Genomic DNA, 17,652 nt, shown 5'->3' with positions numbered 1-17,652 from the left:
TGTTTTTATTAATAATTGAGTTGTAATTGTAACATGATATTTCTTCCTAAGTCATCAGCAAAATAACGTAGTCGGTTTAGGTAAGCCCTATAGTTTGTATTAAATATGTTGTTGATATTCAATGCTATGTTTAAATTGTTCTTTTTATTTAGAGGTAAAGTCACTTCACTATAAAAATGTAATAAATGATATGCATTTGGTGGCGTACTAATATCTACCAATACATTCTCTTGGGTTGTGGCAACAAAAGTTTCAAAATTAAAGTTAGGAAATTGTGTTTGTTCAAAAACCCATTCAGATTTTAAGCTTACTTTAAAATTACTCCATTCGTCTTTTGTAAATGTTAGTGTGTTATTGGTATTAAATGCCGGAATGTCAATTAAATCTATACCTGCATTTATATCATTTCCTTTGGTGTAAGAAGACGTATGTTGCCAAGCGATATTGTCGGTAAATTTATAGTTTGATGAAACATCAATACCAAATAGTTCTGTATCTGTTTTTTGATATTCCCATACAGGAAAGGCTCCTCTGATAGTTTGCTCAATTCCAAATGGTCTTAAATACATAAAATCGTTAATATGGTTATAAAACAAATCTACGACCAAATTAAAATTAGTTGTTTTTAAATTGTAGGTAACAGAAATACGATTAGAGATTTCTTGCGCTAGCCTTAAATCGCCTAACTCAATCCTTGCGGCAGAGTGGTGCAACCCATCGCTAAATAATTCTGATGGGTTGGGAGGTCTGCTCGATAGGGCATAGTTACCTAGAATGGTGTTGTTGTCATCTAATAGATACTTTAGACCAGCTGAAGCCGAGAAATTATGGTACGTAAAAATAGGATTTGTTAATAATTGCGTACCTAGATCTTCAATAACTATATCGGAAAAATCTTGGTCATAGCCACGTTCTTCCCAACGCGACGTACGATAAAACTTTTTTGCATCAATTTTATTATAATCATAACGTATGCCAGCATCGATTGTTGCTTTGTCATTAACGATCCACTCTGTAGTGATGTAAGTACCAAAATCAAACTTTTTGTAATCTGGAATAAGGCGTCTAACACCTGTATCTGGATTTGCAAAGTTATCCTGATAACGACCCATTATACCAACATTAATTTTGTGCTGTAAATTAGCGTCTAAATTAAGGTCTGCCGTAATTGTATGTGTTTGAAGGTTTAAATCTAAAGCTGCTTTATTTCTATCGTCACCTACTCTAATATCAAACTCAAAACGTTGGTTGTTCTGGTAATCATATTGAAGGTTTAATTTACCAAAGTTTTTAAATCGCTGATAATATGAAGCCTTTGCCAAATGATGGGTTACATCTTGTTTTGGTGCGTTAATATCATAGCTAAAATCATCAATTACCAAGGGCTGCTGTGAGTTAATAGCGTTTATTAAATCATTTATATTACCAATATGAGAGGATCTTAGAATCCCAATTTCGTTATTGATGTAACTGTAAAACACCTCAAAACCACGTTTAAAGTTTTTACGTCCTGCACTCACGGTAAAACTATTGGACCTTAAACCTGTGTTTGTTAAATAATAATCGGGAGATTTAAAGTCTCCATTTTGCTTCAGTGATCCTTGAAGGCTCGCAAACCAACCAGACGCATACCCTTTGTTTAATGATGAGGTAATACCATAACCTCTACCATTGGTTTGTCCAGTAATGATTGTCTTACCATAAAGCGTATCCATTCTAATAGTTCTATTAGGGTTTATTACCACCACACCACCAACCGCATCACCACCATAGGCTAGCGCTGCCGACCCTTTTATTACCGAAATGTTATTAGCACTGTTAATATCAACATTTGGTGCATGCTCAATTCCCCATTCCTGATCTTGCAACCGAACACTATTATTAAGAATTAAAAGTCTGCTACTATGTAATCCATTAATCATTGGTTTAACGATGGTATTACCTGTGTTAATAGAGGAAACACCTGGTACTTCTTTCAGCGCGTCTCCAAGACTAAGAATGCTATACTGTTTTAATACATTTGCTTTAATAATACGTTCTTGGGCTGTATTTGTAGTTTTTTGCTCATTAGATTTTAACGAAACTTCATCAAGTTCTTCAATGTGGTGCTCTAACAAAATATTTTTATACATATCTCCATTTATGGTATATGTAAGTGTTTTAGTTTCGCAGCCAACATGAGAAATTACGAGAGTTAGCTCTCCTTCACAAAGATTTTCAATTTTAAATTTTCCATCTAAGTCGGACGTCGTATATCTATTTAAATTTTGCATAAATATAGTAGCACCAACAATAGGAGTATTGTCGTGAAAGTCTTTGAGTTCACCTAGAAATGTAAACTTACATTCTTGAGCGTAGCCCACCTTAAAAGTTGTAAAAAGTATAAATAAAGCCAAAAGCCTCATAACTATAGATTATAGTGTACGATTGATACCAATAAAATAAAAATACTGGCACTATATGTGTTTTGTTTACCGAAGTTTAGGCTGTAGTTGGTGGTCCCCTTAAATAAGATGTATTTTGCTGATGTGTTCTTAAGAACAAATAAATGCAAGTATTAACCTTGCTGAAGTTATTTTGAATTATAGTTTTATACGATAGAGACGTAAAATAATAGTTTGTGTTAAGTTTAAATTTATAAAACTCGCAATCGATGTCTAACTCATGAAAATGGGTATTACTATCAATATCATTTTTACAAACCTCGTGACTATGATGACTAAAAGCGTGGGCAAGCTTAATTGCAGAGGGCAATAATACTGCGAGTATTAATGCTACAGCAAGTATCTTTGAAGTAGGTTTTATGATAGTTTTCTTACTCAATCTACAAAGCGTTTTAAGCCAAATCGTTTCAACATTTTTTTTTCAAATTCCCAAAAGAACTTGTGTTGACCAAACAGCCAACCAAAACTAACTAGAAGAATTTGATAGAAAATTAAGCCAATAATAGTAAATAATATCCAGTAGAGTGCAGGATTTAAGTTTTCTTTAGTAATCCCTAGTAATTTTATTATCGGTCTGCCAACATAGAGTGACGAAGATCCGGTAATAGCAAATACAATAAATACTCTAATTATTTCCCATCTGTATTCTAATTTCCAGCGTTTTTCAAGAAATTTAAAAAGCCTTAGTGTTGCTATTAGTAGTACTACAAACAATAGTACTGAAGCAATAATGATTACCATATTTCTAAAGTCACCAAATAAGACCAAAGCCAATTTAAATGAAGAATATCCTAAACCCAGAATGCCCAATAAAGGAAAGATTAATTGCCAGTTATGCTGGATTTCCCAATGTTCTTTAAACCTATTCATAGCACTTTTTAAGCGCTGCAAATGTACGCTAAATTCTAGGAATTATTGAGGTTAATTGTTGTTTATATTTTAACTGAAAGTATAAAAAGTAATTATACAGTTTGTAGTTAACTTCATAACCATAATCTGTACGCGTGTCGTAGTCTATTCTTACTTGATACAAGTTTGGGTCGTAGCTATGCGGTTGAAGATTCCTTTGATTCCAAGCTTGTACAAGAAAAGCATTTCTATCTTCTAACCATCTTTGAGAGTGAAAACCTCTTGGCCTAGCAGTACTAATTAACCATGCATTAAAACCAGGTTCTATGATGATGATTTCGTAATCCGTCTCATCGCTACTAATAGAAACGGTATCATTTTTTACTAAAGCACTGCTATTTCCGTTATTAATTGTTGGGTTGCTATTGTACGATTTACAACTTGCTATCAGAGCAATTAGAATAACAAATGGAATTGTTTTTTTCATAACATTAAAGGTATTAATAATTTTAATCATTGAAGAATTATTGATGTTTAATACAAAATAAAATACAAATAGAGTAGTACGAAACAGCAAATGAGTAAATATATCCATTCATTGAGTGAAACAGTAAACAAACAAAACCAAAAAAGCAGCTCAGTTGAGCTGCTTTTGTCTATAAATAATCGTTAGATTTTATTTTCCGAATAGACCACCTAGAAGACCACCAAGGCCTCCTTTTTTCTTAGCACCTCCAAGCACCATTCCTGCAACATCGTCTATAACGCTGCCATCACCATCGGCATCTAGGATTTTTTCTAGAAAACTTTGCTCATTTCTAGTGTCATTACCTCCAAGGAAGCCACCTAATAATCCTGTAAGATCACTTTGAGAGCTAACATTATTTTGACGAGATTGTTTTCCTAAAACACCCATTAATATTGGTGCGGCAACTTTAAGAATGTCGCTCACAGAACCAGCATCTAAACCAGATTTTTGCCCTATAACTTGCTCAACACCTTGTTGTTTGCTTCCTAAGACATGACCTAATATTTTAGACCCATCAGTCTTTACTTCTTCATTAACACCACCGCCAAAGAGGCTACCTAAGTTATCTAAGATACTTCCATCATGTTTATTGCTTAAGGCTCCCATAAGTCCTTGGGCACCTTCTGGTGTTGAGGCGTTACGCTCCATTGCTTTCATAAGAACGGGTAATGCCATTGTCAAAACATTACTTGTTTTGTTTTGATCTGTTCCTGTAGAACCAGAAACACCACTTATGATGGTTTTTCCCATGTCACTATTTAATAAGTCTAAAATTCCTTCCATTGTTTATAAGATTAAGGTTTAATTTTCAGTTAAGTAAGGTACAAAAAAAGTCCTATACAATTATAGGACTCAGTTAGTTTATAAAGGTCACAATTATTTTGTTATCCCAATATTTTTATGATTTGATCTGCAAGTTCTACACCAATTCTATCTTGTGCTTCACTAGTAGCAGCACCAGTATGTGGTGTCAGAGACAATGCAGGATTCATAAGTAATTGTACTTCTGGCTGTGGCTCTTTTTCGAACACATCTAAAGCAGCTCTTGCCACTTTTCCACTTTCTATAGCTTTTATTAAAGCAATTTCGTTTACAACTCCACCGCGTGCAGCATTGGCTATAATTACACCGTCTTTCATTTGGTTAAAGTCAGCTTCATCTATAACGTAATCTTTTTGTGCTGGCACATGTAGTGTTATAAAATCAGCTTGTTTCAAAACTTCTTCTTTAGAAACGGTTTTTATATTGAAACTTACTTTCTGACCATCGAAAAAGTCTAGATCTATCGTTGTTTCTTCAATAAATGGGTCAAAAGCCACGATATTCATACCAGCTCCAATGCCAATCTTGGCAGTGGCTTGTCCAATTCTACCAAAACCAATAACACCTAGAGTTTTTCCTTTTAGTTCAACACCTTTAGCGTAAGCTTTTTTAAGTGCTTTAAAATTAGAATCTCCTTCTAAAGGCATATCGCGATTAGAATTATGAAGAAATCTTGCTAGGCCATAAAAATGGCCAAACACTAATTCTGCTACAGAATGTGATGATGCCGCAGGAGTATTAATAACATGAAGTCCTTTTTCTCTTGCATAATCAACATCTATGTTGTCCATACCAACACCTCCACGACCAATAATCTTAAGGCTTGGGCAGTTGTCAATAATATCTTTTCTAACTTTGGTAGCACTTCTTACCAGTAGCACTGAAATATCATTATCGTTAATGTAATTTTGTAATTGTTCTTGTGCAACAGTCGTTGTTAACACTTCGTAACCTGCAGCTTCCAAAGCGTCTATACCGCTTTGGGATACACCATCGTTTGCTAGTACTTTCATGTAATAGTAATTCTTTATTAGTTAGGCTTTTCTTTCTAATTCACTCATAACTTCTACAAGTGCTTTTACACTGTCTAAGGATAGAGCATTGTACATCGATGCTCTGTAACCACCAACACTTCTATGACCGTTGAGACCATTAATACCAGCTTCTTTCCACATGGCATCGAAGGTTTCTTTTAGATTTTCGTTTTCTAGGGTAAAGGTTGCGTTCATAGTAGAACGATCTTCTTTTACTGCATACCCTTTAAATAGTGGGTTTAAATCTATTTCTGAGTAAATTAATCGCGCTTTCTTTTCATTTTCTTCTTCAATGGCCTTTATGCCTCCCAGATCTTTTAACCATTGTAAGGTTAACATAGATACGTATACTGCAAATACAGGTGGTGTATTAAACATACTTCCTTTACTGATATGCACTTTATAGTCCATCATTGAAGGAATTTTACGAGACACCTTACCTAATATATCTTCTTTTACGACCACTAAAGTTGTACCAGCAGGACCCATATTTTTTTGTGCACCAGCATAGATTAAATCAAACTGTGTGAAATCTAACTGACGCGAAAAGATATCACTACTCATATCGCAAACCATAGGAATTGGTGCGTTTGGGAAACTCTTCATCTGTGTCCCAAAAATGGTGTTGTTAGAGGTACAGTGGAAGTAATCGTAATCTTCAGGAATATCGTAACCCTTTGGTATGTAGTTAAAGTTTGCACTTTTGGAAGAACCCACTTCATAAATATCATCATAAATTTTAGCTTCTTTAATGGCCTTATCACTCCAAGTACCAGTATTTAGGTAACCAGCTCTTTTTTCAAGAAGATTTAAGGCAACCATTAAAAACTGCGTGCTTGCACCACCTTGTAAGAATAAGGCTTTATAACCCTTGCCTTCTAAACCTAACAGTTCTAAAGCTAAAGCTCTGGCGTTTTCCATAACATCTACAAAAGGCTTGCTACGATGCGAAATTTCAATAAGAGATAAGCCATCATCAAAGTTTAAAAGTGCTTCAGAAGCTTTTTGAATTACGGATTTTGGTAGTACACAAGGACCTGCACTAAAATTATGTTTTTTCATTAATAGTATAGTTTCATTTCTAATGACTCAGAAATTTATTATTTTTTTGTTTGATCTGTTACAAAGGTGCTAATTAATTGGCTATTTAGCATTACTAAAATGATAATTTTTGTATCAAATTTTTAACAAGAATTCAACAGTATCAACAGCATCTGCATAATCCCAAAGCTCTGGTTTTTGGGTATGCCCAAAAGCAATTTCATTTTTGATAAAACCATTTGCAACTATACATTGAATTTTATCATGCTCTTCTTCTAATTTGTGTTTTAGATTTTCTTTACTTTCATAATATTCGTAAAATACAGTAGCAATAGGTGAGGCATAGCTTTTATCTTCCTTTATCATTAAAAAGCCATTTTCTAACATATCGAACTCGCTCATAAGGTACACGGTCTTGTTGTAATCATAGTTATTGGCATATTTTGCTCCGTGGATTACGGGATGCCATTTGTAAACTGCATTAAAAAAGGCATCAAAGTTATAGTCTTTAGGTACAAAGAGTTTTGATACATTTCTACAACCCAAACCATAATATCTAAAGATATCATCAGACAAGGCTTCTAAATCCTCTTTAGACTCGTTGCCATTTAGTATTGCAACCGAATTTCTGTTCTTTCTAATTATGGATGGTTTGTTCTTAAAGTAGTACTCAAAATAGCGTGCTGTATTATCGCTGCCTGTGGCTATTACAGCATCAAAGCTTTCTAGCTTGTCTTGCGTAAAGGTAATTTTTCCTTTAAAGCCAGGTTCTACAACTTCGAGATACTTAGCTAGATAGGGTAGGAGATGCTTGTCGTTAGAGGATTGTTTTACCAACACATTATGGCCAGAAATAAGTACTGATAGAAAGTCATGAAAACCGACCAAAGGGATGTTACCAGCCATAATAATACCGACGGTCTTAGGTTCTATGTTTTCAAAATTATAAGCCCTTGTCCATTGGTTTATATTTTTGGTAGTTAAAGCATCTGCCCAAGACGCTATACTAAAGTACACATTAGCCTTTGTAAACCAACCATTATGTTCATTAGCCAGTTTTATTTGGTGTTTAAAGCCCTCAAAAAAAAGGTCGTTGGCCTCTACGGTATCATTTCTTTGGATGCCGCTGGTATGGAATTGCCTTAAAAACTGTCCTAATTTAGAGAAAGCGTTAATTCTTTGTTGTAAATGCATGTAGAGTTTGGTAAAACGCCTGTTAGGCTTTATTTTTGCAATTGCAAAATTACGCAATAAAAAAGAAAATTACTATGGCAATTATAATCACAGACGAATGTATTAATTGTGGTGCTTGCGAACCAGAGTGTCCTAATACTGCAATATACGAGGGTGCAGACGATTGGCGTTACTCTGATGGTACCAGCTTAAAAGGCAAGATTGTACTACCCAATGGTAAAACGGTAGATGCTGATGAGACACAAATGCCTATTAGTGATGAAGTCTATTATATAGCACCAGATAAATGTACTGAGTGTATGGGCTTTCATGAGGAGCCACAATGTGCGGCAGTTTGCCCAGTAGATTGTTGTGTGCCTGACGACAACCATGTAGAAACCGAAGAAGAGCTACTTGGTAAACAGCGCTTTATGCATCCTGAAGACTGAATTGATGAACCATCAATAATTAATACTAATCCTAAGCCTAAGGCTTGGGATTTTTTTATAGTGTACCTTAATATTTTACCAAGATAACACACCTATACTATGGCATAAAGTCGGCATATAGTCGGTATATAGTTGGTATATACTCAGTATAAATATGCTTGTGTTGTATATTTTTTTATATCTTTATGTTATTGACAATAAGTGCATTATGGCAAAACAGAAAGGTATTGTATTTTTTGAAGGGACTCTTGGTGGTATTAATTTTTATTACAGAAAGGGTGTGCCAACGGCCAGAAGGGCTGGTGGAGGTTTTACAGCTAAAGCGATAAAGCATAGTCCTAACATGGTACGTGTGCGCGAAAGCAACAGTGAGTTTGCCCTGTGCTCTAAGATTAACAAGTATTTTAAGCTTGCGCTAAAACCCTTTTTAGCAGGCTATAAGGATGGTACTTTGCACGCCAGATTGATGCGCTTGTTTTTGAGCATTAAGGATTTGGATGTTACTTCTGAGCGTGGCCAGCGAACGGTTGGGATTGGTTATGCTACGGAATATGGCCCTAGAGTGTTGAGTGATTTTGTAGTGACTCCAGAGCGTCCTCAGTTGTTTTCTTGTTCTTATACTTTTGATTGGGCTGCCTTGCGTTTTAATGTTTGGGATTTTAGTGTTGCGGCTGCCAATTTTCCTAAAGGGGCGGACGTTATGGAGCTTGTTGTTGGTGTGCTGCGTTTTGATTTTGAGACGTGCACTTATACTAGTGTTATGGCGGACGCTTTATATGTGCCTAGAGATTTTGATGCTTCTTCTTTTAGTATCAGTGTTGATGGCCTGCCTGATGGTGACGGTGTATTGGTTGCTGTGGCACGTGTGGCGTTTTACCAGCAGGTTAATGGAGGGCTTTTTTTGTTGTCTGGTGCTGCTGGGTTTGGGGTTGCGATGTTTGGGTGTTGCGATGTTTAAATGTTTATGTGTTTAGGCGTTTATGTGTTTAATTGTTGAGACGTTTTGATTTATTCTTACTTTTTTAAAGACAAAAAGAAGTCACTAAAACGTCTTTTGCTGTAAGGGGAAATTATAGGGTAGCTTTGGGTGTTGGGTGTTGGGTATTGGGTGTTGGGTGTTGGCTATTGGGTGTTTGGTGTTGGGTTTTGGGTATTGGGTGTTGGGTTTTGGGTTTTGGCTATTGGCTGTTGGGTGCTGGGTTTGGGGTTGCGATGTTTGGGTGTTGCGATGTTTAAATGTTTATGTGTTTAGGCGTTTATGTGTTTAATTGTTGAGACGTTTTGATTTATTCTTACTTTTTTAAAGACAAAAAGAAGTAGCTAAAACGTCTTTTGCTGTAAGGGGAAATTATAGGGTAGCTTTGGGTGTTGGGTTTTGGGTGTTGCTGTTATAAAAAAAGCCCTACGGAGTACGCAGAGCTTAAGATTTTCATCTACGGCATTTAAGCCTTATTGTGATAAGATTAAAGATTAGAAATTTTAATCTATTTCAAATATAGTAAAAAATTTATACCTTTGAAAAAAGAAGAGGTGCGTCAACACCTCTTCAAAAGTAAAATGCTTATAAAAGTTTCTGTAATACAAGAACAGAGGAGCTTTTTACACATTCTCAAAAAATAACAACTTCAAGAAAACATCCATACAAACGGATGTTTTTTCTTTTCTAATCATTTCAAATCACAACTGCCTAATACAAATTCTGATTTTCAAATATAATTAAAAATATTCTGCCTAATACAATATTTTTTTTAATTTTATTTAAAATTATTAATTATGGCAAAAACATTAGGGTTAGACTTAGGTGCCAACAGCATTGGTTGGGCATTAATAGATGATGTTGATAACAAGATTTTAGGTATTGGTAGCAGAATATTTCAAGAGGGTGTTGTGAATTTAGGAGAGGGAGAAGGGAGAGAAGCTTCAAAAAATGCCAGTAGAACAGATGATAGAGGTACAAGACGTCAGTTTTATAGAAGACGTCTACGTAAACGTTATTTATTACGTGAGTTAGCAAAGCACAATATGTGTCCTTTGGATTATAAGGCTGTAAAGATTTGGAACCAGAAAGAGATATTTGGTAATGAAAGTATCCAAGCTTGGTTGCGATTGAATCCTTATGAATTGAGAGCAAAAGCCATTAAAGAAGAACTGACGTTAGAAGAATTGGGAAGAGTGTTTTACCACATGATACAACGTCGCGGTTTTCAAAGCAATAGTAGAAGTGTAGGGGCAGATAATAATGAGAAAAGTGTTATTTATAAAGGCGACTCTAAAATAGGTAAAATTGGTATTGCAGAAACTTCTGAAAGTATAAAACACGCAGAAACTCTTGGTACTTATTTAAATGAAATTTATCCTAAGGAAAACGCGCCTTTTGTTGGAGGTTTGGAGCGTATAAGAAATCGATATACTACTAGACAGATGTATATTGATGAATTTGAAACTATTTGGGAGCATCAAAAACAGTATCATAAAGCGCTTACTGATAATTTGAAAACCATTTTTGGTGGACGTAAAAAAGATGGTTATGCTGAAGATGGGGTGCTTTTTCATCAAAGACCATTACGTTCTCAAAAACATTTAGTTGGGAATTGCACATTTGAGCCCAAAAAAACGAAATGTCCTATTAGTGCTATACCAAATGAACAACGACGTGTTTATGAATGGGTAAATACTTTAAAATGCGATTTGGCAGGAGAACCTGTAAGAATTACTGATGCAGATAGAGAGAAGATTGTAAAACTGTTATTTTCTAAAGAAAAGGTAAAGTTTAAAGAAGTAAGAAAAGCTATTGATAAGCTTGATAGACATTATCAATTTAACTATAAAGATGATGACCCTGTAGTTGGTACGCATACCATAAGCAATTTATCTAACAAAAAGTTTTTTGGTAAGCAATGGTTTGATTTGACAGAAAAAGAACAAGAAGATATTTGGCATGTGCTTTATAGTTTTGATGATAGAGACAAGCTAAAGCAGTATGCTATTGAACATTGGGGATTTGATGATGGACGAGCCGAAAAGATTTCAAAATTTAATTTAAAAGAAGGCTATGCTAATTTAAGCAGAAAGGCTATAAATAACATTTTACCATTTTTACAATTAGGGTTTACTTATGATGTTGCTGTTGCATTAGGAGGTGTTAAAAATGTTTTAGGTAATGATTGGGAAACCCATAAAGCATTTGTATTAGATAATGTACCAGAGATTGTGCATTCTAACCTAAAAGGTGGTTATATAGACCCTTTAAAAGCAGTGTTAAAAAAAGAATGTAACGTATCCGATAAGGCATTAAAAAAACTGTACCATCATAGTAGTGCTATTGATACTAATGTTTTATTGGAAAGACTACCGCTAGGCGTTGATGCAGATAAAGAGATACAAAACATTAAAAACCCTGTAGTAATTACAGCACTTTTTGAAATACGAAAACTAGTTAATGAAATCATTGATGACTATGGTAAGCCAGATGAGATAAAAGTAGAAATGGCTCGCGATCTAAAAATATCAAAGTCTAAACGAAATGATATAAGGCGAGAGCAAAAGCGTTTGGAACGTGAGAATGATAGGGTAAAAGCAGAATTAGATTATATTGGTCAGAGACATACCCACGATAACATTTTAAAATATAAGTTATGGGAAGAGTGTAATAAAACTTGCCCATACACAGGTAGAAATATTGAAGTTAATCAACTGTTTAGTGGTGAGGTACAGATTGAACATATTCATCCTTGGAGTAAATCCTTAAATGATAGTTTTATGAATAAAACCTTGTGCTTTGCGGACGAGAACAGAGCTAAAGGAGATAAAACGCCTTATGAGTTTTACAGCAAACAAGGTGAACAAAAATGGAACGATATTAAACTACAAGCTTTAAGTTGTTTTAAAAACAAACCACCAAACTATCCAAATGCTTATAAGAAGTTTAAACAGTTTGTAAAACAAAAGCATGATAATGATTTTATAAGTAGGCAGCTTAACGATACACGTTATATAAGTAAAGAAGCTAAAAACTATTTGTCTAAAATATGTGATAAGGTTATGGTTGCGCCAGGACAAATGACGTCTAACCTACGACATCATTGGGGTTTAAATACCATATTGAATCAAGACGACAATGTAAAAACGAGAGCAGACCATAGGCATCATGCTATAGATGCTTTGGTTATGGCATGTGCAACAAGAGGCCATTTGCAAGAGTTGAGTAAGTGGAATAGATATGATAGACGTTATGATTTAGAGCATTTCCCAAAACCTTGGACTACCTTTAGAGAAGATGCAGAACAAGCTATAGAACAAATTTTAGTGTCCCATAAAAAGCAGAAGTCTATATTAACGGTTAGAACACATACCACCAAAAAAGGAAATAAAACGTATAAGAATATAGGTGTTGCTGCAAGAGGGCAGTTGCATAAAGAAACTGTATTTGGTAAACGACAAGCACCAAATAGTGAGGAAGCTTACCATATAAGAAAACCAATAGATAGTTTGACTACAGAAAAGCAATTGGAAAAAGTGGTAGACGAAACTATTAAGCAGTTAATTTTTAAGCGTATTCATTTTTTGGGAGGTTTTGAAAAGGGTAAGATACCATCTGAAACCTTTTTTGTAGTAGATGAAAACGGACTAAAGCAACCGCAAATATTTTTGCCCAACAGAAAAGGAAACCCTGTGCCCGTTTTAAAAGTGCGAATGAAAGAAAACATTGGAGGCGCAGAACAATTAAAAGATGATACTAACCAATGGGTAAACCCAAGAAATAACCATCATGTAATTATTTATAAGAACGAGAGCGGTAAGCTACAAGAAGATGTTGTGACGTTTTGGACTGTAGTAGAGCGTAAACGAAAAGGTTTTTCTGTATATCAATTACCAGCAGATGGAAAAGACATTGTTACTACATTGCAAATTAACGATATGTTTTTGCTAGGATTAAGTGAAGATGATGTTGATTGGCAAGAGCCAAATTATGATTTATTAAAGTCTCATTTGTATCGCGTACAAAAGTTATCTTCTAAATTTTATGAGTTTAGGCTAAATACAGAAGCTTCCATACAAAATAATTTTCAGCCATACTATGTTAGAATTCAAAGTTTTGGTGATGGTAAAACAGGATGGTTAACCTTTAACCCAATTAAAGTAAAAGTGTCTGTAACAGGTAAACTAGAAAAGGTATGAAACGCTTAGACTTTATTAAAGCCTTTGGATTGGGTAGTACTGGTTTAGTAATACCGCAAACTAATTTTGCCCAAAAGCCGATAAAAATTTATGATAACTACATAAAAGGTCTTACACATTATGATCTTAATAAGGTGAAAAAACAAATGAGTGTAGGTGACGCCTTGTTATTACGCAGAGAAAGAGAAAACATATATGATAGTTTTGCTGTAGCCGTATTTTATGATACCAAAAAGTTGGGCTATTTGCCAGCTTATGAAAATGTAGTTATCTCCAATTTATTGGAACAAGGTGTAAAACTTAACGGATTTGTAAGCAAGCTAAATTTACAAGATGTTTATCAGGCAGTCTCTATAGAAATATATGCAAATATTGTAGTTGAAAGTCCTTCAATGATACAAACCGATTTGTTGGAACATAGAGCAGATGACGCCATAGATAAATATCGAAAAGGACCGTTTTTTTAACAGTACGATCATTGACATTATTATGGTAGTAGTTACCATACCTTAAACACAAGCGTATTATAGGATAAAGTTTTAAAACACCTTATTTTTTTAAATGGTGTGTTTGTGAATCTCACTATGTTCGATTTGATTAAAGATTAGAAAACACGATATTGTAGTTGCCAGCGCGATACTGCTTTTGAGTGTTAAAGTGGTTTACAAACACCTCATTTTATTTTAATCGGTGTGTTTGTGAATCTTACTGCGTTCGATTTGATTAAAGATTAGAAAACACGATATTTGGCGGTTCTGGTGTCACAACAAATTACTTGTTGTGGTTTGATTAAAGATTAGAAAACACGATATTCATATACAGTCCATGCTATTATCGTTAACGTTGTGGTTTGATTAAAGATTAGAAAACACGATATTTTCTGGTGTAATAGTATCAGCATCTTTATTGTTGTGGTTTGATTAAAGATTAGAAAACACGATATTTTACTTAATGGTATTATATGATCAAAAGTTGTTGTGGTTTGATTAAAGATTAGAAAACACGATATTCAACAAAATCAGCAAACCACAGGTCGCATAGTTGTGGTTTGATTAAAGATTAGAAAACACGATATTGGAGGAACATTAGATGATTATCAAGAGGTGGTTGTGGTTTGATTAAAGATTAGAAAACACGATATTAAAAACGTTTGGCTTGTGTGATGATGTCTAGTTGTGGTTTGATTAAAGATTAGAAAACACGATATTAAACAATAGACAAATTATCATTAGATACAGTTGTGGTTTGATTAAAGATTAGAAAACACGATATTGCAAAAACTATTTATTATTGAAAATAGATTGTTGTGGTTTGATTAAAGATTAGAAAACACGATATTTATACAGAAAGACAAGACGGCGTTCTACCTGTTGTGGTTTGATTAAAGATTAGAAAACACGATATTGCTGCCGTTGGCTGACTAACTTCAACTGTGGTTGTGGTTTGATTAAAGATTAGAAAACACGATATTTTTTGACAAATCCCAACAGCGGATCCTAGTAGTTGTGGTTTGATTAAAGATTAGAAAACACGATATTAACAACCTTCACAGATGCAACTATGAATCCGTTGTGGTTTGATTAAAGATTAGAAAACACGATATTAGCAATAACGAAGGTGGCAGAGGATGAGCAGTTGTGGTTTGATTAAAGATTAGAAAACACGATATTGGAAATCGTGTAAAGATATCAGCTTATCCAGTTGTGGTTTGATTAAAGATTAGAAAACACGATATTAGTTTAAAAGTGAATATGCCTATGCTTTTAGTTGTGGTTTGATTAAAGATTAGAAAACACGATATTTTCTATATCTTCGTCCTCTTGGTGGCCGCCGTTGTGGTTTGATTAAAGATTAGAAAACACGATATTAATCGTCCAATAATTAACGAAACAATAACAGTTGTGGTTTGATTAAAGATTAGAAAACACGATATTGCAGCAAAACAAGAGGTGTTTGGTAAACGTGTTGTGGTTTGATTAAAGATTAGAAAACACGATATTATATTACTAGATTCATCACTCTTCGCCTTTGTTGTGGTTTGATTAAAGATTAGAAAACACGATATTCGATACCTGGTACTGGTTCATTGCAGTCGTGTTGTGGTTTGATTAAAGATTAGAAAACACGATATTTCTGCTCAATTAGCCTACAACGTCAGCGTAGTTGTGGTTTGATTAAAGATTAGAAAACACGATATTTTTGGGCGGTTTTTTAGTTCCAGAGTTCAAGTTGTGGTTTGATTAAAGATTAGAAAACACGATATTTTTGCAGAGCTTTTCCAAATCCTTTTACAGTTGTGGTTTGATTAAAGATTAGAAAACACGATATTAGGCTATTGTTTGTTGCTTGATATACAGTTAATTGTAATGAAATGTCGTTTTAAAAAATGCTTCTTTTTTACAGTGATTAGGTGAGATTGAGGCATTTTTTGTTTTCTAGATGGGTTAAAGCTTCTGCTTTTTATTGAAATAACAGCTATGGAATAATTGTGAGGTTTTTTGTGTCTGAGAGTTACAAATGGTGTTTAAAATAGTTCTAATTGCGTTGGTAAGGGCTCTTTTGGGACTTCGGCTCGTCCCCAAAAGTTCATGATGTTTCCAAATTGTTTGTCGGTTATTCGTAGAATACTAACCTTACCCAGTGGTGGTAATAGTCTTTTTATTCTTTTTTCGTGCACATCTGCACTTTCACTACTAGCACAATGCCTCATGTATACGGAGTATTGCATCATTGTGAAACCGTCTTTAATTAGGTTTTTTCTGAAACCTGAAGCATTTCTTCGGTCTTTTGCCGTCTCTGTTGGTAGGTCGAAAAATACAAATAACCACATAATTCTGTATGCATTTAATTCCATAATAAAGGATACTTTATCTTCTTTCTTTTGCCTGTATAACACTGCTGCAAGGAACTTGCAGTTTTTTGTAGTGCAACCATCAACGTACTCTTTTCATTTTTGAAAAAGACAGTGCGTGTTAGAATTTTCAATAGTATTGATTTCATTTGGGTATTAAGTTCTTGATCATCATAGTGCTGTACAATGCTGTAAACCGCTTCGTCTACCAAAGGTCTAAATGGTTCCATGATGTCATCTGCTAGTGCAAAGGCGTTATATTTGCTTTTGTGGTGAATTCCCAGTGTGTTTAACAATCCACTACCAGATAGTGCTCTAGCTGTTGCGGCTCTTAGAATGGCATAACCATAATTGAGGAAATTATTGGGATACTCCCCAAAGCGTTCTCTTTTAAAATTATGATTAAAAAAAGACTTCCAGTAAAGGCTAGCTGCAACAGCCTCCATGTTGGTTGAGTCCCCACTTTTGACCTTACTAGCTAAAAATTCAAAATTATTTTTAGTGTTGGTGACCTTACCTAACAATGTGCCTTGATTTTTTATTTTGTGTTTTATTGTTTGTTGCCAGAGTTGCTTTTTTAGAGGAACACTAGCGTTAATTTGAGCCTTAAATAATTCTTGTTGTATATGATGACTATTAAGGTTTAAGACCATGCCGTTTGGTAGGTGTGATTTATTACATATAATAACAGCAGTATTGTTGTTAACTAATTGGTTGAGGGCAGTGATACTGATATATGTTTCTGCGTTATCTACAACAAGAAAGCCTATATCTTCTATTGGGATAGACCCTTCCCTAAATTCATTTTTAATATTTAATTGAAGGTTTTTGGAAGTTATCTTGCTTTTTTGTTCTATTAAAATGGTCTTTTTTAACATATTACTTTTAATTTGTACTATAGATAAGTAAATTATATATACTACTGAAAATTAAACGATTAAGTTGCTTTTTAGTATGTTGTAGTGTTATTGTGTATCGTTTGATATGACTAATTAATTGAATATATTGACATTCTGATGGCATATGATTTTAAAGCAATCATACTTATCTCAACACTTAAAAACTTAGGTAGGTTGGCTACTTCAACATTTTCTCTGGGTAGTGCATTGTTTTTATTGAAATATGTAGACTACACGGCCTTGATCTTTGCAAATTTGTGCATATCGCTAATGAAGATGGATGTTTTAATAATGTTTTAAATGGTCGCGTCTTTAGCGTTAAAAGTGACTTTTGTGTTTTCAAATACCTACTTGGATTTAGTTCCCCTTCGACTACGCTCAGG

14 protein-coding genes and 1 CRISPR repeat array are annotated in these 17,652 nt (G+C 34.3%); of the genes, 4 read left to right on the top strand and 10 right to left on the bottom strand.

The features are described from left to right. Positions 1-8 precede the first annotated feature (8 nt). The 8 genes from BWZ20_RS02635 to BWZ20_RS02600 all read right to left on the bottom strand — a co-directional run bounded on the left by BWZ20_RS02635 (position 9) and on the right by BWZ20_RS02600 (position 7,913). Positions 9-2,405, bottom strand: a complete 2,397-nt coding sequence (locus tag BWZ20_RS02635; RefSeq protein ID WP_076615861.1) for a TonB-dependent receptor — start codon at positions 2,403-2,405, stop codon at positions 9-11. Between the two features lie 76 nt (positions 2,406-2,481). Then, positions 2,482-2,823 (bottom strand): hypothetical protein, encoded by a 342-nt coding sequence (locus BWZ20_RS02630; RefSeq protein WP_157358304.1) that lies wholly within the window; start codon positions 2,821-2,823, stop codon positions 2,482-2,484. Beyond that, the gene (locus BWZ20_RS02625; RefSeq protein ID WP_076615857.1) at positions 2,820-3,314 is read right to left on the bottom strand and encodes a DUF6787 family protein; all 495 of its coding nucleotides are present in this window, start codon (positions 3,312-3,314) and stop codon (positions 2,820-2,822) included. The genes BWZ20_RS02630 and BWZ20_RS02625 overlap by 4 nt, the downstream gene beginning before the upstream one ends. A gap of 28 nt (positions 3,315-3,342) precedes the next feature. Beyond that, positions 3,343-3,780 (bottom strand): DUF6146 family protein, encoded by a 438-nt coding sequence (locus tag BWZ20_RS02620; RefSeq protein ID WP_076621236.1) that lies wholly within the window; start codon positions 3,778-3,780, stop codon positions 3,343-3,345. Between the two features lie 189 nt (positions 3,781-3,969). Then, positions 3,970-4,605, bottom strand: coding sequence for a DUF937 domain-containing protein (locus BWZ20_RS02615; RefSeq protein WP_076615854.1), 636 nt, complete (start codon positions 4,603-4,605; stop codon positions 3,970-3,972). Between the two features lie 101 nt (positions 4,606-4,706). Then, a complete protein-coding gene (locus BWZ20_RS02610) occupies positions 4,707-5,657 on the bottom strand; it encodes a D-2-hydroxyacid dehydrogenase (protein WP_076615850.1) in 951 nt (316 codons plus the stop codon). A 21-nt stretch (positions 5,658-5,678) separates the two neighbouring features. Continuing rightward, positions 5,679-6,740, bottom strand: a complete 1,062-nt coding sequence (gene serC, locus BWZ20_RS02605; RefSeq protein ID WP_076615845.1) for a 3-phosphoserine/phosphohydroxythreonine transaminase — start codon at positions 6,738-6,740, stop codon at positions 5,679-5,681. A 114-nt stretch (positions 6,741-6,854) separates the two neighbouring features. Then, on the bottom strand, positions 6,855-7,913 hold the full coding sequence (locus BWZ20_RS02600) for an acyl-CoA reductase (RefSeq protein WP_076621235.1): 1,059 nt from the start codon (positions 7,911-7,913) through the stop codon (positions 6,855-6,857). Positions 7,914-7,987: 74 nt separating this feature from the next. Between BWZ20_RS02600 and BWZ20_RS02595 the strand changes: the two genes are divergently transcribed. The 4 genes from BWZ20_RS02595 (at position 7,988) to BWZ20_RS02575 (ending at position 13,986) form a co-directional block, all read left to right on the top strand. After that, a complete protein-coding gene (locus BWZ20_RS02595) occupies positions 7,988-8,341 on the top strand; it encodes a 4Fe-4S dicluster domain-containing protein (RefSeq protein ID WP_076621234.1) in 354 nt (117 codons plus the stop codon). Positions 8,342-8,549: 208 nt separating this feature from the next. After that, positions 8,550-9,299 (top strand): hypothetical protein, encoded by a 750-nt coding sequence (locus BWZ20_RS02590; RefSeq protein WP_076615840.1) that lies wholly within the window; start codon positions 8,550-8,552, stop codon positions 9,297-9,299. An 815-nt stretch (positions 9,300-10,114) separates the two neighbouring features. Then, positions 10,115-13,519 carry a type II CRISPR RNA-guided endonuclease Cas9 gene (cas9, locus tag BWZ20_RS02580; protein WP_076615834.1) on the top strand — a complete coding sequence of 1,135 codons (3,405 nt, stop codon included), beginning with the start codon at positions 10,115-10,117 and terminating at the stop codon, positions 13,517-13,519. Further along, positions 13,516-13,986, top strand: a complete 471-nt coding sequence (locus BWZ20_RS02575; RefSeq protein WP_076615830.1) for an HIRAN domain-containing protein — start codon at positions 13,516-13,518, stop codon at positions 13,984-13,986. The genes cas9 and BWZ20_RS02575 overlap by 4 nt, the downstream gene beginning before the upstream one ends. Positions 13,987-14,104: 118 nt before the next feature. After that, a CRISPR array of direct repeats spans positions 14,105-15,848; the repeat unit is 36 nt; unit sequence GTTGTGGTTTGATTAAAGATTAGAAAACACGATATT. A 195-nt stretch (positions 15,849-16,043) separates the two neighbouring features. On the opposite strand, the gene cas2 is transcribed toward BWZ20_RS02575, so the two are convergent. Beyond that, positions 16,044-16,373 carry a CRISPR-associated endonuclease Cas2 gene (gene cas2, locus BWZ20_RS02570; RefSeq protein ID WP_076615826.1) on the bottom strand — a complete coding sequence of 110 codons (330 nt, stop codon included), beginning with the start codon at positions 16,371-16,373 and terminating at the stop codon, positions 16,044-16,046. Then, the gene (gene cas1, locus BWZ20_RS02565) at positions 16,364-17,248 is read right to left on the bottom strand and encodes a type II CRISPR-associated endonuclease Cas1 (protein ID WP_076615823.1); all 885 of its coding nucleotides are present in this window, start codon (positions 17,246-17,248) and stop codon (positions 16,364-16,366) included. Before cas1 ends, cas2 begins: the two co-directional genes overlap by 10 nt. Positions 17,249-17,652: the final 404 nt, after the last annotated feature.

Origin of the sequence: Winogradskyella sp. J14-2 (genome assembly GCF_001971725.1) — a bacterium.
GTDB lineage: Bacteria > Bacteroidota > Bacteroidia > Flavobacteriales > Flavobacteriaceae > Winogradskyella.
The sequence above is the reverse complement of the archived record's forward strand: the minus strand, read 5'-3'. Positions and strand labels throughout refer to the sequence as shown.

Bases quoted from the DNA above. Each gene is read 5' to 3' on its own strand.
- BWZ20_RS02635 (WP_076615861.1), bottom strand. From the start codon at position 2,405: ATGAGGCTTTTGGCTTTATTTATACTTTTTACAACTTTTAAGGTGGGC.
- BWZ20_RS02625 (WP_076615857.1), bottom strand. From the start codon at position 3,314: ATGAATAGGTTTAAAGAACATTGGGAAATCCAGCATAACTGGCAATTA.
- BWZ20_RS02620 (WP_076621236.1), bottom strand. From the start codon at position 3,780: ATGAAAAAAACAATTCCATTTGTTATTCTAATTGCTCTGATAGCAAGT.
- BWZ20_RS02615 (WP_076615854.1), bottom strand. From the start codon at position 4,605: ATGGAAGGAATTTTAGACTTATTAAATAGTGACATGGGAAAAACCATC.
- BWZ20_RS02610 (WP_076615850.1), bottom strand. From the start codon at position 5,657: ATGAAAGTACTAGCAAACGATGGTGTATCCCAAAGCGGTATAGACGCT.
- serC (WP_076615845.1), bottom strand. From the start codon at position 6,740: ATGAAAAAACATAATTTTAGTGCAGGTCCTTGTGTACTACCAAAATCC.
- BWZ20_RS02600 (WP_076621235.1), bottom strand. From the start codon at position 7,913: ATGCATTTACAACAAAGAATTAACGCTTTCTCTAAATTAGGACAGTTT.
- BWZ20_RS02595 (WP_076621234.1), top strand. From the start codon at position 7,988: ATGGCAATTATAATCACAGACGAATGTATTAATTGTGGTGCTTGCGAA.
- BWZ20_RS02590 (WP_076615840.1), top strand. From the start codon at position 8,550: ATGGCAAAACAGAAAGGTATTGTATTTTTTGAAGGGACTCTTGGTGGT.
- cas9 (WP_076615834.1), top strand. From the start codon at position 10,115: ATGGCAAAAACATTAGGGTTAGACTTAGGTGCCAACAGCATTGGTTGG.
- BWZ20_RS02575 (WP_076615830.1), top strand. From the start codon at position 13,516: ATGAAACGCTTAGACTTTATTAAAGCCTTTGGATTGGGTAGTACTGGT.
- cas2 (WP_076615826.1), bottom strand. From the start codon at position 16,373: ATGGAATTAAATGCATACAGAATTATGTGGTTATTTGTATTTTTCGAC.
- cas1 (WP_076615823.1), bottom strand. From the start codon at position 17,248: ATGTTAAAAAAGACCATTTTAATAGAACAAAAAAGCAAGATAACTTCC.